The organism is Phenylobacterium sp. (genome assembly GCF_016793225.1).
Lineage (GTDB): Bacteria > Pseudomonadota > Alphaproteobacteria > Caulobacterales > Caulobacteraceae > Phenylobacterium.
The window spans coordinates 1-9,993 of the sequence record NZ_JAEUMN010000009.1; the positions used below are offsets into that span (position 1 = coordinate 1).

Consider the following 9,993-nt stretch of genomic DNA (forward strand, 5'->3'; position numbering starts at 1 on the left):
GGGTGTTTCCGACATGCCCTGTGGATGCATCCAGAAAGTCGCCGCTTCCTATGCATATCCCCAGGCATGTGTCGCAAAAGGCCCGGGACCTATGCACATCCGATCAGGCTGCGGAGAGCCAGCGACTCACCGTGAGCCCACTTCCGCATCCCGAGGACATCGCTGAAACACGATGCAGAGGCCTGGGTGGCTTGCTTTACTTGCGACCCCAGTGTGACCCCAGGGTAGATCCCATGCCTCCCGGGCTCCAGGCCCCGGCGGTAGTATTCTGAATTTATTGGGAAAATTGGCGCGCCCGGAACGATTCGAACGTCCGACCCTCAGATTCGTAGTCTGATGCTCTATCCAGCTGAGCTACGGGCGCGTCTGGCCTTTCGGCGAGGGCGCGGAACCTAGTGGGAGGGCGGAGGGAGCGCAAGCCCCCTCCGCGCGGTTTTTCCGCGCCCTCAAGGCCGCGGGATCGGCAGGCCGCCCAGGATGCCCTTGCGCAGGATGTCGCCGGCGGACGGCGGCTTGGGCGGCTGGGCCGGGGGCTGCTGGCCGGACGGCGCGCCGGGGTAGTTCGCCGCGCGGCCGCCGGGCATCTGCGGCATGGCCATGCCCAGCATGCCGCCGGTGGCCGAGCGGTAGCGCACCTTCACGGCCCACTGCTGGTTCCACGTCACCTTGGGGTCCGCCGGCCGGGGCGGGTGGACGAAGTTCGCCTCGCCGCCGTAGGCCACGAGCTGCACGAGGCCCGCGCCCTCGGGCATGGCGTCGAGCACCTCCTTGGGCACCTTGCAGGTTCGGGTGGCGGGCCCCATCAGGGTCTTGTTGGCCACCAGGCGGGTGATCTCGCCGCCCGAGAGGTAGTCGGGCATCTGGAAGCCCGCGGCCTGGGTCTCGGACGAGGTCCACATCACGACGGTGTCGCGTCCGCCGCCCACCGCCGTGGCGAGATAGGCCTGGGCGTTGCCCACCAGGTTCCAGCCCAGGTCGACGCCGCCGGCGGCGTTGCGGGCGTTGGTGTTGAGGTTGAGCGGGCCCAGGAAGTCCTGCTCGGCGTTCAGCATGAAGCTGATCTCGGGGCTGTAGTTGCCCTGGATCGTGTGCGGTCCCACGAGCGAGCCGTTGGACGGCACGGCGGTGCGCGTGCGCTCGTTGGGCCACTCGCCGTAGGTGCGGTTGCGGCCGGGCGCCGGGGGCTGCATGGGGCGGAAGTCGATGCCGCGGAACGCATTGGCGGCGGCCGCGGGGTTGGAGGCGAGCTGGGCGAAGTCGATCACCACCGGCTGGCCCGGCCTGGCGCGCTCGCCGCAGCCCCAGAAGATCAGCATCTTGCCGCGCGGCTTCTGGTACTCGCGCGGGATCTGGCCCGGCTCGCCCACCGGCGTCGGCGCGGTCTTCGGCGTGAGCAGCGGCAGGCTGGGTCCCGCCTGCAGCACGCTGGGCGGCAGGTGCTCGGCCTGCGGCGCGGCGGCGGTCTGGCTGGAGCCGAGCTGCAGGGTGAGCGACTTGTTGGCGCCGCCGCCTCCGCCCATCATCATCCGCATCATGGCGCCGGCGTCAGGCTGGCCGCCGCCGCCCATGGCCGGCATCCCGAACCCGGTCTGGGTCTGGGCGCTCATCCAGTAGACGGCCACGGGGCCGGTCACCTTCTGCTGGGCCGTGGCGGTGGACGCGATAGCGGCGACGCCGGCGACGAGGGCGAGCTTGAGACCCGGACGCATGGGGGGAACTCTCCTGAAACAACCCGTTACGCGAAACTAGCAGGGGGCCACCTAGGCCGGAAGGTCCCGCCAGCAGGACACGTACGCATCGGGCCACGGCGTGGCTTCAAACACCCCGCGCGCGACGGCCCGCGCGAGCACGTCGGCGGCCAGGGCGCCCAGGCGGGCGAGCGTGTAGGGCGCGGGCTCCGCGAGCGGCCGCGCGGCGGTGGAGAGCGCGAAGACCACGTCGCCGTCGAACGGCGCGTGGACGGGCCGGATGGCGCGCGCCAGGCCGTCCTGCGCCATCACCGCGAGCCGCTTCGCCTGGGCGGGCGTGAGCGCCGCGTCGACCGCGACGCAGGCGATGGTGGTGTTGCGCTGTTCGGAGGGCCGCTTGGCCGGGCCCCAGGCGTCGGGCGGCCCGGCGAGCCCGCCCGGGCCGAGGCCGCCGAACTCCATCCCCACCTCGAACGGCGCGGCCCAGAAGGTCCGGCCGCCCGGCGCGATCACCGAGCCCCAACTGTTGACCGCCACGATGGCGCCTACGGTGTAGCCGTCTGCGGTGACCGCCGAGGCCGACCCGATCCCGCCCTTCAGCGTCCCGGCCATGGCCCCGGCCCCCGCGCCCGCCGTGCCGAGGGCGAACGCCGGGCCGGCCGACTCGACCGCGCGGCGGCCGAGGTCGCGGTAGGGCGGCGCCTCGCGCCAGCCCTTGTCGCCGCCGTTGGCCACGTCGAACAGGATCGCGGCCGGAACCACGGGCGACTTCGGGATGCCCTCCACCAGGCCGAAGCCCCGGCCACGCGCGCCCAGCCAGGTCGTCACGCCGTCGGCCGCCGCGAGGCCGTAGACCGAGCCGCCGGACAGGACGACCGCGTCCACGGCGTCGACCAGGTTCTCGGGCTGGAGCGCGTCGGTCTCGCGCGTCCCGGGCGCCCCGCCGCGGACGTCGGCGGCGCAGACCGCGCGCGCGTCCGGCAGGATGACCGTGACGCCGGTGCGCACGGCGAGATCCTCGGCCTGCCCCACCCGCAGGCCCGCCACGTCCGTGATGAGGTTGCGCGGGCCCGGCCCCGCCCCTGTTCCGACCATGCGCCGACCTCGCACGAGGCGCGGCGCCTTGTCCACGCGGGAGCGGCCGGCGATCGGCCGCCGGGATGGACGCCGGCCTGGGCTCGTGATTTGTGGCGTCTCCCGCCGACCACGCGCGCGAAGCGCCCGAGGAGCCTGCCCGTCCCGTGAAGCCGTTGTTCCTGACGCTCGTGCTCGCCGCGCTCCTGTCCGCCTGCGCCCTGCCGCACGCCTCCACCGCCCAGCCGCCGAAGCCGGCCGCGGCGCCCGCCGGCGCGAAGGCCATGGTCGCCGCCGCCAATCCGATGGCGGTCGAGGCGGGGCTGAAGGTGCTGCGGGCCGGCGGCACGGCGGCCGACGCCGCGGTGGCCGTGCAGGCCGTCCTGGGCCTCGTGGAGCCGCAGAGCTCGGGCCTGGGGGGCGGCGCCTTCCTCGTCTACTACGACGCCCGCACGAAGGCGGTCACCGCCTACAACGGCCGCGAGACGGCGCCCGCCGCGGCGACGCCCACCCTGTTCTACGGCGAGAACGGCCAGCCCCTGAACAAGGGCGCCGCGATCGTCTCGGGCCGGTCGACGGGCGCCCCCGGGGCGGTCGCCATGCTCGAGATGGCCCAAAAGGCGCACGGCAAGCTGGCCTGGAAGGATCTGTTCGGCGAGGCCGAGCGCCTGGCCGACCAGGGCTTCCCCGTGCCGAACCGGATGGCCGCCGCCGCCTCGAGCCGCGCGCCGCAGGCCGCCCCGCCCGATGCGCTGAAGTACTTCACCAAGGCCGACGGGACGAAGATCCAGGCCGGCGACATCCTGCGGAACCCGGCCTACGCCGCCACCGTGCGCAAGATCGCTAAGGAAGGCTCGAAGGCCCTGCTGGAGGGCGAGATCGCCGAGGCCATCGTGGCCAAGGTCCGCGAGGGCGCCATGCCCGGCGCGCTGAGCCTGGCCGACCTGAAGGCCTACAGGCCCAAGGCTTCCCCCGCGTTGTGCCGTCCGTACCGCGTCTACGTCGTCTGCCTGCCGCCGGCCCCGGCGGGCGGGCCGGGGGTCCTGGAGGCGCTGGGCATCCTCGAGAACACCGACATCGCCCGGCACCCGAACACGGTGGAGGGCTGGTACCTGTTCAGCCAGGCGAGCCGGCTGATGTACGCCGACCGCGACCGCTACGTGGGCGATCCCGACTTCGTGGAGGTGCCCACCGAAGGCCTGCTGGACCGCGCCTACGTGGCCGAGCGGGCGAAGCTGATCGGGCCGGTGGCGGCGGCGACCGTGGCGCCCGGCAAGCCCCGCGGCGCGGGCCCGCGCGCTCCGGACGCCACCCGGGAGGTCTCGGGGACGAGCCACTTCGTCGTGGTGGACCGGTGGGGCAACGTGGCCTCGATCACGACGACCGTGGAAAGCGTCTTCGGATCGGGCCGGATGGTGGGCGGCTTCTTCCTCAACAACCAGCTCACCGACTTCTCGTTCTCCCCGACCGACCGCGACGGCGCCCCGGCGGCGAACGCGGTGGCGCCCGGCAAGCGGCCGCGCTCATCGATGTCGCCGGCCATCGTGCTGGACCGCGAGGGCCGCTTCGTCGCCGCCGTGGGCTCGCCGGGCGGCCCCTCGATCCTGGCCTACACGCTGAAGGCGTTGGTGGGCGTGCTGGACTGGAAGATGCCGATGGCCGACGCGATCGCGCTTCCGAACCTCATCGCGGGCGGCAGCTTCTACGCCGCCGAGGTCGAGAAGTTCTCGCCCGAGCTGCGCGCGGGGCTCGAGGCCAAGGGCGTCAAGCTGACCTCGGGCTTCGGCGCCGAGGGGTCGGGCCTGCACGGCGTCGAGGTGACCCCGCAGGGCCTGCGCGGCGGCGCCGACCCCCGGCGGGAGGGCGTGGCGCGCGCGCCGTAGCAGGCGGCTGGATGCGGAAGCGCGGCGGCTAGAGCGCGTTCCGAAAAGTGGGGACCGGTTTTCGGACCCGAACGCGCTCAGACTATTGATCTAGAGCCTCATCTTCCCGTTCAGACGGTTCCGTCTGAACGGGTGAGGCTCTAGGCTGCGGCCTTCGTCCGGCGCGGGCGGGGCCGCGGGCGCGGCGCGTCGGGAAGCCGCAGTTCGAACACCGTGCCCTCGGGTCCCGTCACCGACAGCGTCAGGTCCCCGCCGTGCCCCTGGGCAAGCTCGCGCGCGATCGCCAGCCCGAGGCCGGTGGAATCGGGGCGGCCCGAGCCGGCGAAGGGCTGGAACAGACGCTCGCGGATGCGCTCGGGGACGCCGGGACCGTTGTCGGAAACCCGGATGAGGCTGGATCCCCCCGCGGTCTCCAGCGACACCTCGATGCGCCCCGGGGACTCCCGGCCGTCCTGGTGCTCGATCGCCTGCCGGGCGTTGCGCAGCAGGTTCACCAGGATGCGGTGCAGCTGGTCCGGGTCGGCCGTGACCTGGTCGGCCGCCGCGACCTTCGAGACGAGGCGCACGCCGGAGTCGGGCAGTCGCGCCTCGGCCGCGGCCTCCTTCAGGGCGGGGGCCAGGCGCACGACCAGGGGCTCGGGCGCAGCCTCCTCGGTCTTGCCGTAGACCAGGACGTCGGCGGCGAGCTTGACCGCGCGGTCCAGCGCGCGCTCCAGGCGCGGCAGGGCCTGGCTGACCGTCGGGTCCTTGGACGCGGCCAGCCGCTCCGAGGCGAGCTGGGCCGAGGTCAGCATGTTCTTCAGGTCGTGGTTGATCTTGGCCACCGCCTCGCCCAGGGCGGCCAGGCGCGCCCGGGACTGCAGGGCCGCGCGCAGGTCCGCCTGCATCCGGTCCAGCTCGGCTTCCGCGCGGCCGATCTCGTCGCGGCGGCCCGAGAGCTGGATGTGGGCGGCCGGATCCTCGGGATCGGCGCGGAAGCGCTCCATCGCGAAGGTGATCCGCTGCATGGGCCGGACCAGGAAGAGGTTCAGCGCGAGATAGACCACGAACCCGGCCAGCGCCGACACGCCGGCCACGATCGCAACCAGCCGCCAGAGGTAGCTGGCCAGCGCCCGCTTCAGCTCGGTGTCGCTGGCCACGAACTCGATGAAGTCGGCCTCCTTGCGGAAGCGGGGCTCGGCGACGACGCGCACGCGGCCGCCCTCGCCCAGCAGCGTCTGGAACGGCGCGAACAGGGCCAGCCCGGCCGCGCGGGGGCGCAGGTCCACCACATAGGGCGCGCGCGCGGGGCGGTTGGCGGCGAAGACGAGGCTGCGGGCCCCGTCGATGGAGACGGCCACGATCTCAACCCCCGCGCCCTCCAGCAGCTGGGTCTTCAGCTGTTCCGACACGACGCGGTCCGGAGCGACCTCGGGCGCGAGCGACGCCAGCTCGGCGGCGCGCACCCGGTCGAGCAGCCACTGCTGTTCGTAGGCGGCCATGGCGGGCGGGATCGCCATGGCCCCGCCCAGTGCGGCGAACACGACGGTCAGGACCAGCAGGCGAGCGGAAAGGCCGCCGGGCCAGATGAGGCGGCGCCTGATCCGCTCGAAAGCCTCGCTCGGTCGCTCCGCCATTGTCCTTTCGACTTAATGCGCCACGCGGCCGGCGGCTAGACTGCGCGGTGGGCTTGGATCAAGCCAACCGGGGAGAACGGGCCCGTCGTTCGCGGGCGGACGCCTGATCCCCCGCGGGATGCGCTCTATTTGACCAGCTCTTCCACCGCCGCGATCAGGCGGGCGAGGTCCTGGGGGCGGGACAGGCGGTGGTCGCCGTCCCGGATCAGCGTGAAGACCACGTCCTCGCCCCTGAGCGTGTTCGCCAGTTCCAGGGCGTGGCCCCACGGCACGTCCGGATCGGCGCCGCCCTGCAGGATGCGGACAGGGACCTCGATGGGGACCGGCTCGCCGCCCAGGATCGACCAGCGGGCGCCGTCCTCGAGCAGGGCCTGGGTGATCGGATAGGGGTCGCCGTACTCGCTGGGCCGCAGCCAGACGCCGTCGCGCTCCAGCATCGCCAGGCCGTCCGGCGGGATCTCGGGCTTCATCAGCGTCTCGGTGAAGTCCGGCGCGGGCGCGATCAGCACCATCGCCTGCACCCGCTCCGGCCGGGCCATCGCGGCCAGACAGGCCATCCAGCCGCCCATGGACGAGCCCACCAGCACCAGCGGCCCGGCGGTCAGGTCGTCCAGCACGGCCAGGGCGTCGTCGCGCCAGCGGGTGATCGTGCCCTCGCTGAAGTCGCCCGACGACTCTCCGTGGCCGAAGTAGTCGAAGCGGACGTAGGCCCGGCCTCGCGCCTGCGCCCACTCGGCGAGCGCCTGCGCCTTCGTGCCGGCCATGTCCGACTTGAAGCCGCCCAGCCACACCACCGTGGGCGCCGCGCCCTCCACCTTGCGCCACGCCAGCCGGGCCCCGTCGGGCCGTGCGAGAAATCCGCTCGTTTCGCTCATGCGCGCCTCTTAGCAGCCGCCCCCAACTCAGTTTAGAGAGAGGGCGTGCCGTTACCCCCCGATTTCACGCTGCTGCAGGTGATCCCCGAGCTGGAGACCGGCGGCGCGGAACAGAGCACCATCGACGTGGCCCAGGCCGTCGTCCGCGCGGGCGGCTCGGCGCTGGTGGCCACGCGCGGCGGCCGCATGGCCGCCCGCCTGCAGGCCGACGGCGCCCGTCTGGCGCAGATGCCGGTGCACACCAAGAACCCGCTGACGATCCTGGGCAACGCGGCGCGGCTGGTGGCGCTGATCCGTCAGGAGAAGGTCTCGATCGTCCACGCCCGCAGCCGCGCGCCGGCGTTCTCGGCCCTGTGGGCGGCCAAGGCGACGGGGACGCCGTTCGTGGCCACCTACCACGGGGTCTACAAGGCCCAGTCGCCCCTGAAGCGGTGGTACAACGCCATCATGACCCGCGGCGACCTGGTCATCGCCAACTCGGACTACACCCGCGACCACGTCCTGGCCGAGCACGCGGTCGACGCGGACCGGCTCGTGACCATCCCGCGCGGGGTGGACTTCGCGCGCTTCGACCCCGCCTTCGTCACCGCCGACCGGATCGAGGCGCTCCGCGGCGCGTGGGGCGTCGCGCCCAACGACCATCGGACCCGCATCCTGCTCGCCGGCCGCCTCACCCGGATCAAGGGGCACCTCACCATCATCGAGGCCGCGCGGCGGATGGCCGAGGCGGGCCGCAAGGACTTCCTGATCCTCTTCGCCGGCGACGACCAGGGCCGCGTCAACTACACCGCGGAACTGCACGCCGCCATCGAGGCCGCCGGGCTGGGCGACGCCGTCCGCGTCGTCGGTCACTGCGCCGACATGCCCGCCGCCTACCTGCTGGCGGACTTCGCGATCCTGCCCACGAGCGTGCCCGAGAGCTTCGGCCGCGCCGCCGTCGAGCCGCAGGCCATGGGCCGCCCGGTCATCGCCTCGGCCCACGGGGGCGTGACCGAGACCATCGTCGACGGCGTGACCGGCTGGCTCGCGCCGGTGGACGACGCCGAGGCCTGGGCCAGGGCCCTGTCCCGGGCGATCGACGTGGGGCCCGGCAAGCGCATGGAGATGGGCGAGGCCGGACGCCGGCGGGCGCGGCAGCTCTACAGCGTGGACGCCATGTGCGCCCAGACGCTGGCCGCCTACGAACGCGTCCTTGAGGCCCGCCGCTGATGCCGCGCCAGGTCGAACGCATCCTCGTCATCAAGCTGTCGGCGCTCGGCGACTTCGTCCTGGCGCTGGCCGCCATGAAGGTGATCCGCCAGGCGCACGCCAAGGCCCACATCACCCTCCTGACCACCCCGCCCTATGAGGCCCTGGCCCGGATCTGCCCCTACTTCAACGCGGTGGACACCGGCGGCCGGCCCGAGAGCTTCCCCGAGTGGGTGGCGCTGCGCAGGCGGATCAGGGCGGCGCGCTACGACCGGGTCTACGACCTGCAGACCTCGGCCCACTCCAACCGCATCTTCCAGGCCCTCCGGCCGAACCCGCCCGCCTGGTCCGGGATCGCCTTCGGCTGCTCGCTGCCGCACCGGAACCCGCTGCGTAACGGCATGCACACGCTGGAGCGGCAGGCGGACCAGCTGATGTACGCCGGCATCTGGCCCGACGCCCCCACCGAGCCGGGCTCGGCCCCGCCGCCCGACCTGTCCTGGATCGCCAAGGCGCGGCCGCCGGAGCGGCCGGTGGCCGGCGCCAACCGGCCTCGGCCCTATGTGATCTTCGTGCCCGGCGGCTCGGCCCGGCGGATGGACAAGCGCTGGCCCGTCGAGAAGTACTCCGAGCTGGCGCGCATCCTCTACGGGCGCGGCTTCGACATCGTCATCGTGGGCGGACCGCAGGAAACCGCGCTGGCCCACGAGATCCAGCGCACCGTGCCGCGCGCCAGGGATCTCACCGGGAGGACCGACTTCGCCTCCGTCGCCCTCCTGGGGCAGAAGGCGGCGCTGGCGGTGGGCAACGACACCGGCCCGCTGCACCTGGCGGCGGCGGGCGGCGCGCCGACGATCGTGCTCTTCTCCAAGGCCTCGGACCCGGCGCTGGCCGCGCCGCGCGGGCGGGTGGCCGTCCTCCGGGCCGAGAACCTGGCGGATCTGCCTGTGGCGCAAGTGGCGCAGGCGGCGAACTCCCTCGCCCCGTCCCGCGCAACGCCTTGAACCAAAGCCGCCCTGGCGGCATATACTTGTCATGGACGACCGGAGCGCTCCGCGCGGACCGGCGTCTTTTCGTATTCAACAGATCCGGAGCACTGCCTATTCGCCGCCCCATGCAAGCGCCGCCCGTCAAGGAAGGGCCGCGCATGAACGAAGACATCCGCGTTCCCCGCGTCCTGCTCATCGACCAGCACGGTGAGAAGCAGGGCGTGATGCCCACCTCCGCCGCCATCGAGGCCGCCGAGGAAGCGGGTCTCGACCTGGTCGAGATCGTGCCGAACGCGGACCCGCCCGTCTGCAAGATCCTGGACTACGGCAAGTTCAAGTTCCAGGAGCAGAAGAAGAAGAACGAGGCGCGGAAGCGGCAGAAGGTGGTGGAGCTCAAGGAGATCAAGCTCCGTCCGAACATCGACATCCACGACTACGAGGTGAAGTCGCGGTCGATGCATCGCTTCTTCGAGGAAGGCGACAAGGTGAAGATCACCCTGCGCTTCCGCGGTCGCGAACTGGCCCACCCGGAACTCGGAATGAAGCTCCTGCAGAAGGTGAAGGCCGACTTCGAGCCCGTCGCCAAGGTGGAGTACGAGCCCCGGATGGAGGGCCGTCAGATGATCATGATCCTGGCCCCGCGGTGAGCCGCCGAGGGTCCTGGATTTCCGGAGCGGTCG

General features: G+C 72.7%; 8 protein-coding genes and 1 tRNA gene. 4 read left to right on the top strand and 5 right to left on the bottom strand.

Annotated features, from left to right (window positions below; translation table 11 throughout):
* Positions 1-287 precede the first annotated feature (287 nt).
* The 3 genes from JNK30_RS00635 to JNK30_RS00645 form a co-directional block, all read right to left on the bottom strand.
* A tRNA-Arg gene (locus JNK30_RS00635) sits at positions 288-364 on the bottom strand.
* An 82-nt stretch (positions 365-446) separates the two neighbouring features.
* Positions 447-1,709 carry a hypothetical protein gene (locus tag JNK30_RS00640; RefSeq protein ID WP_293479207.1) on the bottom strand — a complete coding sequence of 421 codons (1,263 nt, stop codon included), beginning with the start codon at positions 1,707-1,709 and terminating at the stop codon, positions 447-449.
* Positions 1,710-1,760: 51 nt separating this feature from the next.
* Positions 1,761-2,783: a P1 family peptidase gene (locus JNK30_RS00645; protein ID WP_293479209.1), complete on the bottom strand. Its 1,023-nt coding sequence runs from the start codon at positions 2,781-2,783 to the stop codon at positions 1,761-1,763.
* A 185-nt stretch (positions 2,784-2,968) separates the two neighbouring features.
* Here JNK30_RS00645 and ggt point away from each other — a divergent pair, with 185 nt between their 5' ends.
* Positions 2,969-4,645, top strand: a complete 1,677-nt coding sequence (gene ggt, locus JNK30_RS00650) for a gamma-glutamyltransferase (protein ID WP_293479221.1) — start codon at positions 2,969-2,971, stop codon at positions 4,643-4,645.
* A 140-nt stretch (positions 4,646-4,785) separates the two neighbouring features.
* Here ggt and JNK30_RS00655 read toward each other — a convergent pair whose 3' ends face one another.
* Positions 4,786-6,261 (bottom strand): HAMP domain-containing sensor histidine kinase, encoded by a 1,476-nt coding sequence (locus tag JNK30_RS00655; protein WP_293479211.1) that lies wholly within the window; start codon positions 6,259-6,261, stop codon positions 4,786-4,788.
* A gap of 125 nt (positions 6,262-6,386) precedes the next feature.
* Positions 6,387-7,136 carry an alpha/beta hydrolase gene (locus JNK30_RS00660; RefSeq protein ID WP_293479213.1) on the bottom strand — a complete coding sequence of 250 codons (750 nt, stop codon included), beginning with the start codon at positions 7,134-7,136 and terminating at the stop codon, positions 6,387-6,389.
* Positions 7,137-7,181: 45 nt separating this feature from the next.
* On the opposite strand from JNK30_RS00660, the gene JNK30_RS00665 reads away from it, so the two are divergent.
* The 3 genes from JNK30_RS00665 to infC all read left to right on the top strand — a co-directional run bounded on the left by JNK30_RS00665 (position 7,182) and on the right by infC (position 9,960).
* Complete coding sequence (locus JNK30_RS00665) at positions 7,182-8,345, top strand: glycosyltransferase family 4 protein (protein ID WP_293479215.1); 1,164 nt, start codon at positions 7,182-7,184, stop codon at positions 8,343-8,345.
* On the top strand, positions 8,345-9,328 hold the full coding sequence (locus JNK30_RS00670) for a glycosyltransferase family 9 protein (RefSeq protein WP_293479217.1): 984 nt from the start codon (positions 8,345-8,347) through the stop codon (positions 9,326-9,328). The genes JNK30_RS00665 and JNK30_RS00670 overlap by 1 nt, the downstream gene beginning before the upstream one ends.
* Before the next feature lie 110 nt (positions 9,329-9,438).
* Complete coding sequence (gene infC / locus JNK30_RS00675; RefSeq protein ID WP_293479219.1) at positions 9,439-9,960, top strand: translation initiation factor IF-3; 522 nt, start codon at positions 9,439-9,441, stop codon at positions 9,958-9,960.
* Positions 9,961-9,993 lie beyond the last annotated feature (33 nt).

Coding starts and splice junctions, on each gene's coding strand:
- JNK30_RS00670 (WP_293479217.1), top strand. CDS start 8,345: ATGCCGCGCCAGGTCGAACGCATCCTCGTCATCAAGCTGTCGGCGCTC.
- JNK30_RS00655 (WP_293479211.1), bottom strand. CDS start 6,261: ATGGCGGAGCGACCGAGCGAGGCTTTCGAGCGGATCAGGCGCCGCCTC.
- JNK30_RS00640 (WP_293479207.1), bottom strand. CDS start 1,709: ATGCGTCCGGGTCTCAAGCTCGCCCTCGTCGCCGGCGTCGCCGCTATC.
- infC (WP_293479219.1), top strand. CDS start 9,439: ATGCAAGCGCCGCCCGTCAAGGAAGGGCCGCGCATGAACGAAGACATC.
- JNK30_RS00660 (WP_293479213.1), bottom strand. CDS start 7,136: ATGAGCGAAACGAGCGGATTTCTCGCACGGCCCGACGGGGCCCGGCTG.
- JNK30_RS00645 (WP_293479209.1), bottom strand. CDS start 2,783: ATGGTCGGAACAGGGGCGGGGCCGGGCCCGCGCAACCTCATCACGGAC.